A 17,342-nucleotide genomic window follows, 5' to 3' on the forward strand; every position below is an offset into this window, starting at 1 on the left:
TCCCTGTGTTGCGGGCGAACGCGGATCAAAGTGAGCCACTCCCTGCCACACCGGGTGAACCCCAAGTCGCTAGACTAGGCGCTCGCGCCCTCGTAGCTCAGGGGATAGAGCATCGGTTTCCTAACCCGACGCTCCGCCGGTGTCCGCAGGCCGATGACCTGCGGCTTTCCTGGCGTCCCCGTTGCGTGCCGGTCGCTTCGCGGGCTCGCTGCGATCGCTTGCCGAAGATCAGCTGAAACATCGTGGGCCTGCGGGTGCAGGGTTGACGTAGCCGCGAGTCGGGACCGAGTCACCCTTCCTCGTCGTCGAGCAGTTCGCGGCGCCACTCCGCGAATCGGCTTCGGAGTTCGTCCAGCGCTGGGCCGGTGACGCCGTACTGAGCGAAGTCGTCGGGATCGAGCTGGGCGGCTTGTCCGAGGGCGTCGGCGAAGATGCGCGGGTCGAAGCCACGGTCGGCGCGCTGCGCGAGGGCGAGGAGGGCGTCGCGGGTGTAGCGGCCGGATCGGAGCGCGGCCTCGATGTCGATGAAGTCCCGGGCGAACGCTCGCCCGTAGAGGGCGCTCATCTTGTTCGCGACCGCGTCGTCGGGGTGCAGTACCGGTCCGATCGCCATGAGGATCGGTTCGTTGGCGCGCCAGTCCACGCCGAGTTCGACCTTGGAAACCCGCACGCCGTCGGTGACGGCCAGCCGGGCGAAGGTGTCGTACTGCCGCTCGGTCTCGACGGTGAGGCCGTCGTCTCGGTAGGCGTGTACGACTGCGGCGACTGCGGCGGTGAATCTGTCGCGGCGGTCCCATGAGGTGAACAGGTCGACGTCCTCGCTGGGTCGCTCCAGGAGCCCGGCGGCCTGGACCGCGTAGCCGCCGGCCAGCGCGAAGCCGTATCTATCGGTGGCCCTGAGCCCGGTCCGGGCGAGGCGTTTGTGGAAGGGGTTCACCGCTATGCCGCGTTGCTGCGGGTGGCGGCGAGTTCGGGGAAGGCGTCCTCCCAGCGCTGGCGGAGCTGGGGTGGCAGCCAGAGGCTGGGCCAGAGCCGCCGGAGGAGGTCGGCGTCGAGCCAGGTGTTCAGATCCTCGACGGTGCTGGCCTCAGTGAGTACCACCTTGTACATACTGGCCAGGCGTGCGGCCCGGCTCAGGTCGTACTCGGCGTGCCCGGACCAGTCGAGGTGACGCGGAAGCGACACCGTGCCCTCGGTCGGTCCGTGCAGTGCGGCCAGGGTTTCGGCCACCACGTAGGGCCTCCGGTCACCGTAGGACCGGTAGTCCGCCGGCGGTTGGGGTGCCGTCCTGCGTCGGCTGATGTTGGTCGCCCGTCGGACTTCCGGTCGGAGCGCCTGACGGATGGTCTCTCGGCTGTATCCGGTGACCCGCTGCAGATCGACCGGCCGCCACCCGGCCGCGTGAAACGCCCGCAGCTGCTCGTCCCGCTCGGTCAACGCCTGCGCCCGCGTCGCCTCGTACCTGGAGACAACCGCCTGCAACTCATCCTCGGAGAACCGGCCCATGGCCATCAGCCTACTACGTTAGGCCAAGCGCGCTTGGCGTTTTTATAGCTGGCGGGACCAGGCGTGGTGATCGCGTTGGGATCACTCATGTTCTGGTGAAGCCGAGGGCCTGGTATCCGGGCATGCGGCGTGGGAGTGAGGCGGCGAGGATGGGTGTGGCTGGGTCGTGGTAGTCGTGGACTTCGGCGACGTTCTTGCCGGGTGCGGCGCGGATGACGCGGCCGGCGCATTGGATGAGTAGGCCGTCGTAGGAGATGGGGCCGGCGAGGAAGAGGGTGTCGAGGGCGGGAGCGTCGAAGCCTTCGCCGATGAACGGTGTGGTGCCGATGACGAGCAGGCCCTCACCGGCCTTCGCGCCGTCGAGCCGGTCAACGATGATCCGCCGCTCGCGGGTGCTCATCGCGCCCTGGAGTACGAGTGGTTGGTGTCCGCGTGCGGCGAGCAGGGCGGTGAGTGCCTCGACGTGGGCGACCCGTCGGGTCAGGACGAGACAGTTGCGGCCGCGTGTGAGGGCTGCTGCGATGTCATCGGAGATCTGGGTGTTGCGGGGCTCGTCGAGGGCCAGTCGTCGGTGCACTTGGGCGAGCGCGCCGGGAGCGTCAAGGTCGATGTCGCCGGGTTGGAAGGTGGTCTCGTGGATGAACAGCGCTCGACTGGGTCCGGCGTCGGCGTGCATGGCTGCCGCTAGGGTGCCTTGTTCCTCGTCGGTCAGGGTGTGGCGTACGGGTCCGAGTTGCCAGGTGACGAGTTGGCCGAGGCCGTCGCGTCGGGTGGGTGTGGCGGTGAGGCCGAGCCAGAACTGCGCGGCGATCCGTTTGACCAAGTGCTCGTACGCCGCGGCGCCGAGGTGGTGGCATTCGTCGACGATGACGTGGCCGTAACCCTGGGTCAGGGTGGCGACGTCTTCGCGTCGAGCGAGGGAGGGCAGCAGTGCGATGTCCACGGTGCCGGTGAGCTTGCGTCGGCCGCCGCCGAGTTGACCGGGCTTGATGCCAAGGAACTGCTCGATGCGGGTGCGCCACTGGTCGGCGAGGGCTTTGCGGTCGACGAGGACCAGGGTGGAGGTGTTGCGTTCGGCGATCAGGGCGCAGGCCATGACGGTCTTGCCGGAACCGGGTGGAGCGACCAGGATTCCGTCGTCGTGAGCGAGAAGTGCGCCGACCGCGTTGACCTGTTTGCCGGTGAGTTCGGCGGTGAACGCGGCGTCGATCTCGGCCCCGGGGTTTCGTGCTTCCGTGACGGCCAGCCGGGATCCGGCGCGTTCAACGATGGCGGCGATGGTGTGCTGCAGGCCCCGTGGGAGGACCAGGCGGTCATCGAGGGTGAGGTCGTAGCCCTGGATGAAGCGCGGGGTGTCCCAGGTGGACTTGCGGAGCCGCTGCAACTCGTAGAACTTCGGGTTGGCCATGGCGGCGGCGTGCTTGAACGTCGCCAGCGCGGCGGGCGTGAGCTGCCTGGCGTCGATGCTCAGCCCGGCACCTGCCTCCGCGTGGACCACCGGAGGCAGCGGAGGATGAACCTGCGTCGCGGCGGACCGGCTCATCGTGGCGAGGTCAGCACCGGTGACGGCTTGCTTCGCTTGCCGGGCGACGTGTTCGGCGTCGCTGGGGCTGAGGCGGTCCAGCGTCGACAGGAATGCCCACTGGTCCGCGTACGGCTCGAGCGTGCCGAGGTCGAGAAACGTGGTCAGCCCGTCCTTGCGGCGGCGACCCTGCAGCGGCGCGGCGATGAGGTTGCCGAAGCCACCCTCGGGCAGGACGTCCTGGTTGGGGAACAGCCGGTCGTACGACCGCAGATCCATCGACCCGCGCAGCACCATCGCCTCACGCAGCAGGACCGTGCCGACGGCCCGCGCGGTGGCCGCGGCAACGGCGCCGGTAAAGAAGACCCACACGTGGGCGCCGCGGCCTGACTGGGAGATCTCCAACGCGGCGGGCACTGCGCGGGCCCGTGCCGCCTTCACGTACGCGAGGGCGTCGAGCATCGCCGTCGGCCCGTCGAAGTCGGCCACGACGAAGTGGCAGGTGTTGCCGGGCATCAGCGGGTACAGGCCCATGAACACGCCGCCGACCAGATGCGCCGCGACGACCTCCGTCGTACGGGGCAGGTAGGTGGCACCCCGCCGGTCCATACCCTTACGCCAACCGCCGGCCACCGCGGGCATCCACCCGGCTGCGCCGGTACGGGCGTTGTCCCACCGCACGGCGTACACGTCGGCTCGCGCCCGGAACCGGTCGGCGAACAACGCCAGCTTGTCCCGGGTCGGCGAAGCCATGGTGACCAGCCCCGGCGGCTCCACCGGCGCGGACAACTGCTCCGGCGCCGCAGCCGTGTCCTGGCCGCGCAACTCCAGCAGGCGCGCCAGCCGGGCGTTTCTCCGCCCGTAACCGCTCCACCTCCCGCCGAAGATCGACGAACTCGGCCAGCGAACCCATGCCGACCATCCTCGCGCATCGGGCTCCGAACAACCCGGCACCGATCCGCTATCCTCCGCCGATGGCATCGAAGGGCAACGCCGCGCTGGAGGCGATGATCGAGGAAGCCACCGTCGACACGGACGGTCACGAGGACGAGCGCACCGGCCTGTTCAACATGATCGAGGAACATCTGGCGGTGCCGTTCACCACCACCGTCCTCGGCGTCGAGGTCACCGTAGGCAAGATCGAGCTGGCAGCGGACAGCATCGTCGCGGTCTGCGCCCGAGGCCGCCACCGGCAGAGGATTGATCTCCTCGACTTGCCGCTGCCCACCCCGCCGCCGGACGGTGCCGCGTGGATCGACGCCTACCGGCACTGGGCCGGAAGGTAAGCCACGGTGAGCGAGTACCAGTACTACGAGTTCACCGCCGTCGACCGACCCCTCACCGGCCGGGAGCGGGCCGAGCTGCGGTCGCTGTCCACCCGGGCCGACATCACCGCCACCAGCTTCGTCAACACCTACGAGTGGGGCGACTTCAAGGGCGACCCGCGCAAGCTGATGGAACGATACTTCGACGCGCACCTGTACCTGGCGAACTGGGGCACTCGCCAGCTCATACTGCGGCTACCGAAACACGTGCTCGACCCCGCCACCGTGGCCCAGTACTGCCAGGGTGACAGTGCATCCGCCTGGACTGCGGGCAAGCACCTCATCATCGACCTTCACGACGAGGACGAGGACGGCGCCGACGAGTGGGAGCTCGACGGCCACGGCCTGCTCACCTCGATCATCCCGGTCCGGGCCGGCCTCGCCGCCGGCGACCTGCGCCTGCTCTACCTGGCCTGGCTGCGCTGCGTACAGTCCGAGGACATCGCCGACGACGAGCCCGAACCGCCCGTCCCAGCGGGGCTGGACACCCTCGACGCGGCCCTCACCGCCGTCGCCGAGTTCCTGCGCATCGACCCCGATCTGATCGCGGCCGCCGGGTCGACGGCGGCCGCATCCGGTGAACCGACCGCCGCGCAACTACGCACCTGGGTCGCCGGGCTACCCGCCCGGGACAAGGACGCCATCCTGACCGACTTGATCGCCGGCGGCGACAGCCACCTGCGCAGCCGACTGCTACGCCGCTACCGCGACGCACACCGCACCGATGCCCCCGCCCCGGCAGCCACCCGCACCGCCGGGCAACTGCTCGCCACCGCCGCGGAGTTGGGCGCCGAACGGGAACGACGGGACGCCGAGCAACGCGAACGCGACCGGATTCGCCGCGAACGGTCCGCTGCGGCAGCACGGCAACAACACCTTGACACCCTCGCAGTCGACCAACCCGCCGCCTGGCAGCGGGTCGCCGAACTCATCGCCACGAAGAAACCCCGCGAGTACGACACCGCCGTACAACTCCTCGTCGACCTGCGCGACCTCGCTGAACGCGACGGAGACAGCACATCGTTCCAAAATCGCCTGGCCGAGCTACGGGCGGCGCACGCCCGCAAGCCCAGCCTGCTCGAACGCCTCGACGTCGCAGGCCTCGACACCTAACGCGTGGTTCGCCGCCCAGTGACCATCACCGTGGCGCGCAAGATCGTGGACAGCCCGGCGTCCCCGGCGCGACGCCCCTGATAGCGGCGGCTTGGGCTTCTGGTGTCCGTCGGAACCCGCAACCGGAAATCGAATAGCTTCGTTTAAGGGGTGGACCCGGAGGGTCGGGTGACTGTCTGGGTGTGTGCTGCCGAAGTCATGGCCAGCTTGAAGTACGACGCCCCGGCCCTCGCCGATGATTGCCGCTGTATCAGCACTGGATGGAGACTTGCGACCGATCGCCCTTTCCGAAGTTGTGGCTACTGAACCGCGGCGGGTCCACGCCCCTTGACCAGACAACCGAAAAGGGTGAAGCCCGATGGACAGCCTGTGGGCCGGCGTCGACGTCGGCAAGACCCACCACCACGTGTGCGTCGTCCAGCGGATGCCAACCCGGGCGAACCGGTGCCAACGCGGGTCATCGCGGCCGACCCCGGTCGCAAACCGGGGTTCGTGTGCTCGGGCTGTGGTCCTGGGCTGGGAGAACGGCGGTCCGGGTGACGCGGGGGAACGTGGGCCACTCCCTGCCACCTCAGGTGAACGCCCAGGTCGCTAGACTAGGCCCTCGCGCCCTCGTAGCTCAGGGGATAGAGCATCGGTTTCCTAAACGGTGTGCATCTCTCTGCCGCAGCGCTGATGACCTGCGGTTTTCTGCTTTTGAGGATCAATAACTGGTCGCAGGGGGTACTGCTGTGATCGCTTGCTGGAGATTTGCGGCTGCAGCGTCTGGCCTGCTCAGAGTGCTGATGGCGTGATGGACTGTGTCAGCCGACTCCCAGCTCCAAGCACTCCCGTGCAGAGACAAGTACGGCTTGACGTAAAAGGTTGCACCGGGGGACACGGCTCTTTGATGGCCGGTTGCCCTGACGGTTGTGCGACTGACCGTATGACCGGTCGATGACGTTGCGTGACGGGCGTCCAGTCGACATCTCTCCACCCGGCATCCGCTTCTGTCGATGAGCGGATGTCCCGCAGCTCGTTGAAAATGTCATGATCGGCAGTAATGAGCAGCAGGGATCATTCTGATTTCGTTCTCGGTGAGGCGCGTCGTCACCACCTGACGCAGGTGAACGGTGTGCTTCGTCGCCCTGGGATGTACGGCAGGGACGAGGTGGCTGAACGGCTTCTGCTGGAGGCGATGGCCGCCGTGGACGGGAGCCTGACGCGGTGGCGGGCGGAGTGCGAGGGACTACGCGACCGCGACGCGTTCACCGCGACGGGCGTTATGGGCGCATACAGCACGATCCTGCCGGCAGATGCCGTGCGGGATGCCGCGTCCTCCGTCTACGCCGAGATCGCTCATCGCCTCGGCTGGCTCGAGCTGGATCGTGCGCTGTCCGAGGCGGAGTATCAGCAGCTGAGTGCCAACATCAGTAGCTGGGTGTCACAGGACCGAACGCTACCCGAGGTCATCGAGACGTTCGGGTCACCGTCGCTCTGGATTGGCGGAACGAACCCGCTCTACCCCAAGACGCTTGCCTACACCACGGCCGATCATGATCACGACTTGATCTGCTTTCACCTGTGGAATGCCTTCGCGAACGCTGCAGCCGAGACGGGTCTGCGGGGCGTGTACCCCGATCCGGTGGTCCTCGCCGTACGTCATCTCCCAGGCAAGTTTCCCGGCGCGTTCTCGTTCACGCCGAAGGGCCTGCACCGCAGGCCCGCTGTTCAACGGAGCCCACTGAGGTCAACCGTCTGGATTTTCCACGGTGACCGCGCCCGATACGCCTCCGGAGTGTTCGACACTCTGGACGCCGGGCTTGCCTGGGCGGCGGAGCGCCAAGTGACCGGGATCTTGGCCGAGTACGCCGGTGGGGGTGCCTACGACCTCGCAGTCAGTGAAGGCCGCTTCACGCCGTCGAAAGCGCACCACGGCACATCGGACCACGTCGCCGCCTTCAGTCCCGGGTTACGTCACGTCCACCTGACCGACGGCCATCGAGATTCATAGGTATTCGCTCATGGCAGACATCGTGCGCCCGGGTCGGAGCCTGCTTCTGCCTCGACTGCTGTCGGCGGTGTCTTGAGGCCTTCGGCGGCTGGTTGTCTTTAGGATTCTGCCGGGCGAAGGAGGCGGGCCGGAGGTGCCGTTCACGGGGAGTCATGTCGCGGCGGTGCTGCCGTTGACGCGGTCAGCGTGGCTGGTGCCATCGGCCCTGGTGATCGGGAGCATGGTTCCTGATGTCCCCTACTATCTGCCGCTGCCGGTGCAGGCGGCCCTGACCCACTCGCTCGTCGGCGTTCTCAGCGTCGATGTGGTGCTGGGTCTTGGGGCGTTGATCCTCTGGCATGGGCTGCTGGCCCGCTTCCTGACCGCCATCTCGCCTGCTCGACTGCGCGAACGCCTACCTTCGCCCAGGTCTCGATGGTCGGTTGGCTACGCGGCGACGCTGGTCGTTTCCCTGGCGATCGGTGCGTTGACGCACGTGCTGTGGGACTCGTTCACGCATGACGGGATGTGGGGCGCCGTCCACATCGGCTGGTTGGCGGAAACGCACCTCGGCACGCCGGGCTATCGCTGGATACAGCGTATGAGCACCATCGTCGGCGCCGTCGTGGTCGTGGTCTGGCTGCTCCGTTGGTGGCGCAGGCAGTCGCCGGTGCCTGAGCAGCGGCCGGCCGCCAATCGGGTACTCATGGTGGCCGCCTGGCTGTCCATCGGGCTCGCCGCCGTCGGCGGTGCCGCCCTGGCCGCCACCCAGGACGTGACCCCTCAGCGAATGGTGTTCCTCGCCGTCACCCAGGCAGGCGGTGCCGGTCTAACGGCCGCGATCGTCCTCGCCGCAGGCTACGCCGTCCTGGCCCGGCACGACCAACCAACCCGATGACCGACCAGAAGCTCAGCCACTGAACCGGAGGGCTCACCCGGTAACGCCTTCAGCAACGACACCCGCTTCTGCCGCAGTCTGCTCAATCAATGCTGCTGCAGGTCCGGTCGCGGCAAACTCGGCCCCATCGGGTCATCGCGGCCGGCGCCGCTGGAGATATCTTGTCCCCGTCCAAGTGCGCTGTACTGACGGCGGCAATGTGTGTGGGTCCTGGGGATTGGGACCATTCGACGACGACACCGCCTGCGACTGGGGTTACGACCTCGACGAGGCCATCCCGAGTGAACGATCCGCAGTCCTCCGCGAGGCTCTGGCTGCGGCAGCCGACGCGACCGGCTATCTGCCTTACGTTGAAGGCACCCAGGCGATAGCAGCCGCAGCCATCGTGGCAGCCCACCAGCCCGGCGGCCCAGCGCTTGACGCCGTATACAGCCCTGACTGTCCGCGCACGGACGGTCCACTCGACATACCAACCGACCTCATCGGCCTCTCACTCCGCGCGTTTGATCGAGTAGTAGCCGAGGACTCCCATTGGCGTGAATTGTGGGAAGAGGCAGGCCGATTCGACGAGCTCATCGCAGCCCTCGCGCCCATCCGCACCGCACTCCACGGCTGCTGAAGCGCCCAGCCGGAGGATCGCCCGGCCCACGCAAGGCCTACCCATAGAAGTGGCAGATCAGCGCACTGATCTGCCGCGAGCCGCGCGCTACGCAGCGTCAGCCGAGCCGGCCCAGGTGCCTCCGGACGTGCCGGTGAGCGGATGCTGGACAGGGGCCGGGAGGCTGAGTGGCCAGGTGATCAGGCGTGCGCAGATGAACCGAACACCCAATGGCTGGTCTGAAAGATGCGCCCGGCGAAGGTCGTCTCCTCTGGACCGATGAGGGAGAACCCGGCCGAGCGGCAGATGGCGTTCGATGCGGCGTTCGTCGTGCTCGGGAACGCGTGGATCAGCCCCCAACGCCCATCCGCGCGGGCCAAGTCGAGAACTTGGCGGACGGCTTCGCCCGCCAAGCCTCTGCCCTGGAATTCTGGCAGGACCATCCAACCGATCTCGGAGATGCCCTCATGGGGGTACAGCGTCACCGTCCCCGCCACCTGCGCGGAGTTACCGGCAACGATCATTTTTATCCAGGCGCTGTCCTCGTGAACCGTTTCAAGGTCACGCCTGAGCTGAGCGGCAATGCGCTCGCGCGGCTGCGGGCCGCCGAGCTCCAACATCATGACCGGATCGCAGCGCATGCGGACATACGCATCGAGGTCGGCTGGCTCCACGTCACGCAGAAGCATCTCGGGAGCCTACCCAGTCCCGCAGCAACCGACTGCGTTGCAGAAGCAGTCGCACATCTGGCGCCGGTCGTGCGGCCCCTGAAGCTGTCAGCCCATCACGGAGGTTTCCAGGTCGCGGCGGGTAAGCGCGGCACGGAGTTGCAGCGCCTCGGTCGCCAGATTCTGACGGCCGCCCTGCTCGCGGTCGATGGCGCAGACGACCGTCTCCACCTGGGCGCCGATGGAGCGCAGTTGCCTGCACGATGCCAGTAGGGCGCCTCCGGTGGTCACGACGTCCTCGATCAGTACGACACTGCGGCCGTTGACGGGACCGCCCTCGGCGACCTTGTTGGTGCCGTACTCCTTGGCGTGTTTTCGCACGAACACGGTGGGCAGTCCGGTCAGCTGTGACATCACCGTGGCAAGGGGGATGCCGCCCATCTCCATCCCCGCCAGCACGTCGCACTCGGGGAGCAAGGCGACCATCGCTTCGGCGACCTCACGCAACAGGTCCGGCTGCCCCTCGAACAGGTACTTGTCGAAGTACTCCCCGCTGATCTGACCGGATCGCAGACGGAACCGTCCGGTCAAGTGGCAGGTGTCATTGACGCGGCGCGCGAGCGGGAAGGTCACTCGGACAGCCTCGCATCCCGCCTGGATCAAGCAATCGTGCCCCTCGACAGCAACCCGCAGATCGTCCTGCAAGGACGACGCCCTGAACCGTCGACGTCCGGACTTGCCGCCGACCGGGCGACACAGCGCGTGACGGAGGAACCACGGCGACAGGTGCGTTCGTAGCCGGTACAGATCTTGAATGGTCAGGTTGTGTCGGGTTCGAGTGTCAGTCCGGTGTGAGCGAGGAAGCCGTCGAGCAGGTCGGTGCGGTACTGGATGCTTTTGAGTCGGTTCTTGATGATCGCGAGGAGATGGTCGACGCCGGTCACGGCGAGGTTGCCGATGCTGCGTTTGAGGTGTGACCACACTGCCTCGGTCGGGTTCAGGTCTGGGGCGTAGGCCGGTAGCCGGATCACGGTCAGCCAGTCCCGGGCGTCGATCATGGCGCGCATCGCGGCGCTGATGTGGGTGTTCAGGTTGTCCCAGATCAGCACGATCGGCCCGTCGAGTTGCTGGTGGGCGGCGTCGAGAAGCTGATGTAGTCGCATTCGCTGAAGCTGCGTCGTTCGTTTTTGCGGCCGCGGTGCACGATCGTGCGGTAGATCAACCGGGGCCGCTGGCCGGGCCGGTAACAGGTCAGCCCGGCGATCGAGACGCGGCCGGAGCCCTTGCCCGACACCGGGACCACCGGGGTGTGACCGCGTCGGCCCCAGGTGCGTACCTTCGGTGGACGCAGCGTTTGACCGGCCTCGTCTTCGAAGACCAGCCACGCCTGCCGCTGCGCCGCTACCGTTTTCCCGCCGGCCAAACCTCCCGCCGCCACGTCGAGACCGCGGCTTCGTCACGCTCGACCGCACGGTGCTTGGGCACCTGCACCGACCAACCAAGCCGGTACATGATGTTCGCCGTGCCACGCAGCGTGTAGCGGGTGCGGAACATCCGAGCGATCAGATCCGACACCCGCGCCAGGGTCCACCGCTGATCGGCACCGAACCCGTGCGCCGCCGGCCCCTGCTCCAGGGCGTCGGCCAGGCGCCGCAGCCGGCCCTCATCAAGGCGACAGCGAGACCCACCGGGCCCCTTCGACGCCAGAGCCTGCTCACCACCGGCCTTCCACCGTTTGCGCCACCCGTACACCGCGGTCTGCGACACCCGCAGCCTGCGCGCGATCTCCGGCACCGACACATCCTGGACGAACCAACCGGCCGCCTGCCGTCGTACCGCCTCACGCTTGGCCCGCCCCCGCGCGGACAACCCACCTCCATCGGGATACCTCATCACCCCGGCCTACAACGACCACCAGCGAAGATCACGACGACACGCCGAACCACAGTGGACACACCTGGCCATTCAAGATCTGTAGCGAATGCCCGCGCCAAATCCGACCCGACTCACCCCGGACCAGCTGGGCATCCCACTGGCAAGCCGTGCGCGCGGACATGTCAACACACAGCTCACCCCAGGGGCAATGGTGCGAACTCCCCACACCACTCAACCGTTCGGCCCGCCAGACTCGCGGTCTGTCCGCGCGCCGACCGTCCCAAGTGCCAGCCGTTTGGCTTCGGCGGCTGGTCAACGACGTGGCAGGACCACGGGGCATTTGTGGCTCGTCGCCGACAGCCACGGCCACGTCCGAATGGTTGCGCTCCGTTACCTACTCGGCGAACCTCACGGCCATTTCAGGCAGCATGCCAGTTCCAAAGTGACCGCCGATCGTCGCTCCTCGACGGATGCTTCGGACGGCCCGAGATGATCTGATGTGCGCGGGACCCGTCCTCGGTAAGGAAGTCGGTAAGGAAGGACGATGTCATGAACTGCTGCGCGAACGCGGCGCACAGTTGGCCGATGGCAGACGTTCTGCGATCTCTGCGGCCAATCGGGCGCACCAACCAGCCATCTCGGTCGTACCTGTGCGTGAAGGATGTGTAGCAATGTCGAGGTCGACCCGGCAGCGAGAGCGGTGACCGGAAGCTGTCGAAAGGTGGAGCAATGAGTTACTGCACCAACTGTGGTGCCGCCGCCCAGCAGCAAGCTCGGTTCTGCGCAACCTGCGGAACGGCCATCGTCGCTTCAGGTGGTCCTCCGGATCAGGTCTTCCGGCAAGATCCTCCGATGGCCGGCGGTATCGTGCCTGCCGCGGAACGGCCGGTCTCCGGCGGTCCGAAATTCCCGCCCTCCGCAGCTGCGCGGGTGGGTGGCGGCGCGCCCGTAGGCAGGCCTCCCATGCGACGCCGCGTCGCGGTGATCGCGACCGTGATGGCGGTGTTCCTCACGGCGGGCGCGATCGTGGCTGTCGGGGCGCTTCGGGGCGACGACCACCCGACATTGCAATGGACCAGCATGCCCACCTCCGGACTCCCTGCGAATATCGATTCAATAGCGTGCCCGGCGGAGAACGAGTGCTGGATGGCGAGCCGGAACATCCGGGGTATCGCCCACCTCAAGGACGACGCGATCACGATCATCGAACTGAACCCCGATTTCGTGCCAATCAGCGTGGCCTGCCGAACGCCGGATGATTGCTGGGCCGAGGGAGAAGATCGAGGCGCACTTGACGCTGCCGGGGAGCCTATGTCGGTCGGGGGGCCTTGGACCTTGGCCTACCACTACCACGGCGGCACGTGGACGCCCGAGCATTTGAACTCTGGGGGGCGTTTCGGATGTACCCCGCAGGCATGTTTCCAACGACGAGACTCTATGGTCAGGGTGTGGGACGGCAGCCGGTGGAGGGAGAGCCCGGTGCTGCCCGCGGCGGTGAATTCCGTGATAGTGACGTCCCTGTCCTGCAACGCCCACGACGACTGCATCGGCTTCAACCACAAGGGCAGTGTGCTCCGACTGACCGGTGGAGAGTGGTCCGCCACGGGTGAACCGCTGGATCTGCCGGACATGTGGCCAGTCGGCCAGTGCCCGACCACGGATGACTGCATCGTGCTCCTGACCTCTGTAGGGGGGGCCGATGCCTCGGTCGTCCAGGTAAAGGACGGGCAGTGGGTGCTCACAGATGACGCACGCCGCGGGTTGCCGAGGCGCTTCTTCACCAGGGCGGCCTTCGCCTGCACATCCATCACAAACTGCCTCATCGGTAGATCCCACAGCACGGACAGCGAACCGACGGACACGCAGAACCTGGTTGATGAGTGGATCTGGCAGTGGAATGGTAAGGAGTGGCGAGCCAACAGCGTCAGTGGGTTGACGAGTACCGCCGCTGGGATTTCCAAGGTGAGCTGTGCCTCGGAACGCTCCTGCTACGCCATTGGCTACTACACAAACGACGAGCCGTTCATCCTACACGGCACCCCAGGCTGATCACCATCCTCGTGCTTGGCCCAATCGGCGGGAGCATGCCCTTGCGGCCGGCGCAGCCGCCGCGACGCGGCCGGGTCTGCGATGCGCGAGATCCAGCTCCCGTCCGAGCACCCGCAGCACCGGCAGGTCGGTGTCGGCCTTGACCCAGGGCTATTGCGTAGTTGGTTGACGGGTGTTTGACCTGGGAGTTGGGGGTGGGGTCCAGCGAGGTCGGGTCCATGTAGGACGGGCGCGACCCGTTGGTGATCATGGAGTTTGCGAAGACCCATGAGCCAGAACAGGACCGCACCCGCCGATGTCATCATCGCTCACCGAGATCGTGCTTGCGCACCGACCCTCCGATGAATCGTTACCTACCGCGGTCACCGAAGGTGACCATCACAGTCTGTTCGTGGTGCTGGCTGCCGTGCCTGACCCGCGTGAACCGCGGGGCCGGCGCTATCCGCTGGTGAGCATCCTCGCGGTGGCGGTGTGCGCGGTGCTGGCCGGGGCGTGCACGTTCGCCGCGATCACCGATTGGGTGCGCGATCAGGATCGATCGGTGTGGGGCCGGCTCGGGTTCACCGATCGGGTTCCCGCGGCCACGATGATGTGGCGGCTGTTGATCCGCATCGACGCCGAGGTGCTGTCGCAGGTGCTGGTCCGGTGGCTGGGGGCCCGGGCGATGCCGGTGGTGGCGACCGGACGACGGTGGCGCCTCGTCATCGCCGTCGATGGGAAGGTCGTCCGCGGTGCCCGGCTGCCCGACGGGCGGCAGGTCCATCTGCTGTCGGCCCTACGACACGAGCACCTGTGTCGTGCTCGCCCATGTGCAGATTGCGGCGAAGTCCAATGAAATCCCGGCGTTCACACCGCTGTTGCAGCTGGTCGCGCCCAGCTGGGATCACTCAAAGACGTCCTGGTCGTCGCGGACGCGTTGCATGCCCAGACCGGGCATGCCGAGCTGCTCGCCGCCGCCGGAGGGCATCTGATGGTCGCGGTCAAGGGAAACCAACCGAAGCTGTTCGCGCAGCTCAAGGCCCTGCCCTGGGCGCAGGTGCCGGTCGGGGACCAGACCCGCGACACCGGCCACGGCCGCAAAGAAACCCGAACCGTCAAAGCGATTACCATCCAAACCCCGGGCGGGTTGGGCTTTCCCCACGTACAGCAGGCCGTCCGGATCACCCGGACCCACACGATCAAGGGCAGAACCACCCGCGAAACGGCGTACCTGACCGTGTCCCTGCCCGCCGAACAGGCCCAGCCAACCGACCTGGGCGCCTGGGCGCGGTCCGAGTGGCACATCGAGAATCGCCTGCACTACGTCAGAGACGTGACGCTACGTGAAGACGCCCACCAGACCCGCACCGGCAACGGCCCTACCGTCTTCGCCACGCTCCGTAACACCCCGATCGGCTACCACCGCACCAACGGCGCAACCAACATCGCCGAAGCCACCCGACGCGCCAACCGCCGACCACACGACCTCATCGACGCCGTGACCAGGAGAAACCCAACTACGCAATAGCCCTGGGTTGCCCCCACCGACAACCTCAGGCTGAAGACATACGATCGGAACGGCCCACTGGAAGAACTAGATGACATACGAGGGGCGTCAGTAGTGCGCCGAGAAAAGGTTTGCGTCGGCGTGACCCTTTCGCGGCCGGCACCCCATGGCGATAGTGATCGCGAATAACGCGGGGGTGCAAACAGCCTCAATGCGGCATCTGACGGCTTCGAGGAAGACGACCTGACCGTCGAGTTCGACGATGAAGCGGGTAAGTTCTGCGTCGTCGGTGAACGCGCGTTGAGCTAAATGGGCTGGTGATGACGCGAGTCGCCCGGAGCTTACACACAATCTCGGGCATTTCCGGGATGCGCCGCCTGCGGCGATGAAGACGTCGGCCACACTCGTCAGACCGGGCCAGGCACGTAGCCTCATTCGCTTTCTTTAGCCCCTGTCTCTGCGAGACGCCAACGGCGCGGGCGCGACAGCCGGTTCAGAGCCGAGATGTTATCAGCTTGCCAATTTCAAGCAGGGCGTCGTGATCGATTATCGTCGCGTCGATGCTGGGACCGACACCAACACTGACACTAGCCCGCTTGGCATTGAAGGAGTGGGCATTGATGTACGCCTCCCAGCCGCCACCGACGTCAACAGCATGCCCATATGCACGGTTGGGGTTGTACCAGTTGTCATTGGTGGGCCTCGTTACATCAATAGTATAGAATTTATTTCCCTGACCGTATCGACACTCCGCGACCGGCCCATCGGTGCTGTCAACGGATTCGGTCAGGCCCTCTTTGGGGTACCCGGCGAGCAGAGTAGCCGCCTCTTGGTCAGTCAATAGACTGCACGGGTCAACGCCAACCCTCGCGATGGCCTCCCGCGCCGGACTCTGCATCGTCGGACTAGGCAGCAACAGGTCGGGCTGTTCCGGCGTGGTCGTCTCGGTGGTCTGCGAAGTCGGGCGATCCGAACTCCCGGAGGGCGCAGATGTGACATTATCAGAGCCAGACAGATGATCGTTACTCGGTGGACTACATGCAGTCAATGCAGATATCGCGATGACCGCAGGCAGGCCGACGAGCCGCATACCCTTGAGCGTAATCATAAAGAACCCTTCAATCCGGGGTGAAGTGCGCGCCCGAATCGTACCGGCCGAAGTGCCGCCCCACCACCATCTCATCATTGATAGGCAAGTCAACGAGCTTCCGCATGAACGTATCGGTCGCGATCCGCCACCCTTGGACGGCCACTCGGCTCCCCCACGAACACGGCGCCCAAAGCCGAGATTCGACACCTCCCGCACGAACGCCGGCAGTGCAGGTAGAACATGAATCGCCCGCCTCGACTCCTCATCAAAGACACCAAGGCGGCCGAACTCTTCAGCCGACAGGGATTTTGCTAGAACTGCCCTTTATAGCGAAGAACGACGTCACCCAGACGGGCGCTTGGATCTCCACTGCAGTGATAAGAGATGGCTGGCGGCGCCAGCGGACTTCCGGTCTTAACGCCAAGTTCGATCCCCACTTGGCGCAAACCACGCAAGGCGTCCTCCGAGGACGCCTCAAGGAACTGCTGACAGGTGGAATTTTGAGTGATCTCATTCCCGGACGAAATTTGGTTAAAACCGTAGAGCGCGGCAATCACAAGCAACCCAGCCAGAAGGATTCCTCCACCGATCTTTGTAGTGTTCGTTTTACTAATATTGTCACCCATGTGAGCCCCACCATGGATGACTCCGCTCATTACTTTAGCCTCACCACTTGCGGTGACCGTGCTGCTGATCTGGTCACCTACGATAGAGCCGGCTTCTTGCACCGTCGAAAGCGCCTCGGCTTCTTCGATCAACTCTCGGATCTTGGACTTGAAGAAAACGTCATTCTTCGCCAACCAGCCAATTGCCGCAGCTAGGTCGCCTTGAGCGCGGACGCTTCTCGGGCTTCTCTCCCATTCCTCGTAAATCTCACTACTATCTGAGTCGATGAGCTGAGAGTGAACCCGCGAGCGAAGCTTCTTCGCTGCAGCTTGAAGACCAGCGCTCGCGGCGCCACCAATCGCGGCAACCAGGACACCTACAGCCGCCTTGCCAAGCTCCTCTTCCATAGCGTCATAGTTTCGGTCATCGGGCACACGAGGGGACCGACTGAATCGGCCCTCTCCATGTCAAGAAGCCGACAGCACCACGAAGGCAAGGAGTTGATCACGCTCGATTAACCCCAATTGGCGGCATAGATCCCACAAGGATGCAGACCACATTCTCCGGGGCGGCCGGTTCGCGGATGACACGGTGGACGTGTTTACCGGGGGCCGGCGACTGCGCACGTCGGTGG

The 17,342-nt window shown here is 66.0% G+C and carries 17 protein-coding genes; 8 read left to right on the top strand and 9 right to left on the bottom strand.

Translation table 11 applies throughout. The annotated features are described in order from the left end of the window. Positions 1-289: 289 nt before the first annotated feature. From Vlu01_RS20890 to Vlu01_RS20900, 3 genes are all read right to left on the bottom strand, one after another. The gene (locus Vlu01_RS20890) at positions 290-937 is read right to left on the bottom strand and encodes a nucleotidyl transferase AbiEii/AbiGii toxin family protein (protein ID WP_204002165.1); all 648 of its coding nucleotides are present in this window, start codon (positions 935-937) and stop codon (positions 290-292) included. A gap of 2 nt (positions 938-939) precedes the next feature. Further along, complete coding sequence (locus tag Vlu01_RS20895; RefSeq protein WP_204002167.1) at positions 940-1,506, bottom strand: hypothetical protein; 567 nt, start codon at positions 1,504-1,506, stop codon at positions 940-942. Positions 1,507-1,591: 85 nt separating this feature from the next. Further along, positions 1,592-3,982: a DEAD/DEAH box helicase gene (locus Vlu01_RS20900; RefSeq protein WP_239096016.1), complete on the bottom strand. Its 2,391-nt coding sequence runs from the start codon at positions 3,980-3,982 to the stop codon at positions 1,592-1,594. 20 nt (positions 3,983-4,002) lie between these two features. Here Vlu01_RS20900 and Vlu01_RS20905 point away from each other — a divergent pair, with 20 nt between their 5' ends. From Vlu01_RS20905 to Vlu01_RS20925, 5 genes are all read left to right on the top strand, one after another. Next, entirely contained in the window at positions 4,003-4,314 is a 312-nt protein-coding gene (locus Vlu01_RS20905; RefSeq protein ID WP_239096017.1) for a hypothetical protein, read from the top strand. Between the two features lie 6 nt (positions 4,315-4,320). Continuing rightward, on the top strand, positions 4,321-5,466 hold the full coding sequence (locus Vlu01_RS20910; RefSeq protein ID WP_204002173.1) for a hypothetical protein: 1,146 nt from the start codon (positions 4,321-4,323) through the stop codon (positions 5,464-5,466). Between the two features lie 1,042 nt (positions 5,467-6,508). Then, entirely contained in the window at positions 6,509-7,459 is a 951-nt protein-coding gene (locus Vlu01_RS20915) for a DUF7710 domain-containing protein (RefSeq protein WP_204002176.1), read from the top strand. 133 nt (positions 7,460-7,592) lie between these two features. Beyond that, positions 7,593-8,336 (top strand): DUF4184 family protein, encoded by a 744-nt coding sequence (locus Vlu01_RS20920; protein WP_204002179.1) that lies wholly within the window; start codon positions 7,593-7,595, stop codon positions 8,334-8,336. Between the two features lie 199 nt (positions 8,337-8,535). Then, the gene (locus tag Vlu01_RS20925) at positions 8,536-8,955 is read left to right on the top strand and encodes a DUF4259 domain-containing protein (protein WP_239096029.1); all 420 of its coding nucleotides are present in this window, start codon (positions 8,536-8,538) and stop codon (positions 8,953-8,955) included. A 179-nt stretch (positions 8,956-9,134) separates the two neighbouring features. On the opposite strand, the gene Vlu01_RS20930 is transcribed toward Vlu01_RS20925, so the two are convergent. The 4 genes from Vlu01_RS20930 to Vlu01_RS20945 form a co-directional block, all read right to left on the bottom strand. Beyond that, entirely contained in the window at positions 9,135-9,623 is a 489-nt protein-coding gene (locus Vlu01_RS20930; protein WP_204002185.1) for a GNAT family N-acetyltransferase, read from the bottom strand. Between the two features lie 87 nt (positions 9,624-9,710). Further along, positions 9,711-10,235 (bottom strand): orotate phosphoribosyltransferase, encoded by a 525-nt coding sequence (pyrE, locus tag Vlu01_RS20935; RefSeq protein WP_204002188.1) that lies wholly within the window; start codon positions 10,233-10,235, stop codon positions 9,711-9,713. A gap of 185 nt (positions 10,236-10,420) precedes the next feature. Further along, positions 10,421-11,074 (bottom strand): transposase, encoded by a 654-nt coding sequence (locus tag Vlu01_RS28070; RefSeq protein WP_444543444.1) that lies wholly within the window; start codon positions 11,072-11,074, stop codon positions 10,421-10,423. After that, positions 11,004-11,495 (bottom strand): winged helix-turn-helix domain-containing protein, encoded by a 492-nt coding sequence (locus tag Vlu01_RS20945; protein WP_239096019.1) that lies wholly within the window; start codon positions 11,493-11,495, stop codon positions 11,004-11,006. Before Vlu01_RS20945 ends, Vlu01_RS28070 begins: the two co-directional genes overlap by 71 nt. A gap of 711 nt (positions 11,496-12,206) precedes the next feature. On the opposite strand from Vlu01_RS20945, the gene Vlu01_RS20950 reads away from it, so the two are divergent. The 3 genes from Vlu01_RS20950 (at position 12,207) to Vlu01_RS27640 (ending at position 15,033) form a co-directional block, all read left to right on the top strand. After that, complete coding sequence (locus Vlu01_RS20950; protein WP_204002191.1) at positions 12,207-13,526, top strand: hypothetical protein; 1,320 nt, start codon at positions 12,207-12,209, stop codon at positions 13,524-13,526. A gap of 391 nt (positions 13,527-13,917) precedes the next feature. Beyond that, the gene (locus tag Vlu01_RS27635; protein ID WP_239096020.1) at positions 13,918-14,361 is read left to right on the top strand and encodes a transposase family protein; all 444 of its coding nucleotides are present in this window, start codon (positions 13,918-13,920) and stop codon (positions 14,359-14,361) included. Between the two features lie 42 nt (positions 14,362-14,403). Next, positions 14,404-15,033 (top strand): ISAs1 family transposase, encoded by a 630-nt coding sequence (locus Vlu01_RS27640; protein WP_444543446.1) that lies wholly within the window; start codon positions 14,404-14,406, stop codon positions 15,031-15,033. 472 nt (positions 15,034-15,505) lie between these two features. Here Vlu01_RS27640 and Vlu01_RS20960 read toward each other — a convergent pair whose 3' ends face one another. Next, positions 15,506-16,102 carry a DUF3558 domain-containing protein gene (locus Vlu01_RS20960; protein ID WP_204002194.1) on the bottom strand — a complete coding sequence of 199 codons (597 nt, stop codon included), beginning with the start codon at positions 16,100-16,102 and terminating at the stop codon, positions 15,506-15,508. Between the two features lie 311 nt (positions 16,103-16,413). Further along, entirely contained in the window at positions 16,414-17,115 is a 702-nt protein-coding gene (locus Vlu01_RS20965; RefSeq protein ID WP_204002196.1) for a hypothetical protein, read from the bottom strand. Positions 17,116-17,342: the final 227 nt, after the last annotated feature.

Source organism: Micromonospora lutea, from assembly GCF_016863535.1.
Classification (GTDB): domain Bacteria; phylum Actinomycetota; class Actinomycetes; order Mycobacteriales; family Micromonosporaceae; genus Micromonospora; species Micromonospora lutea.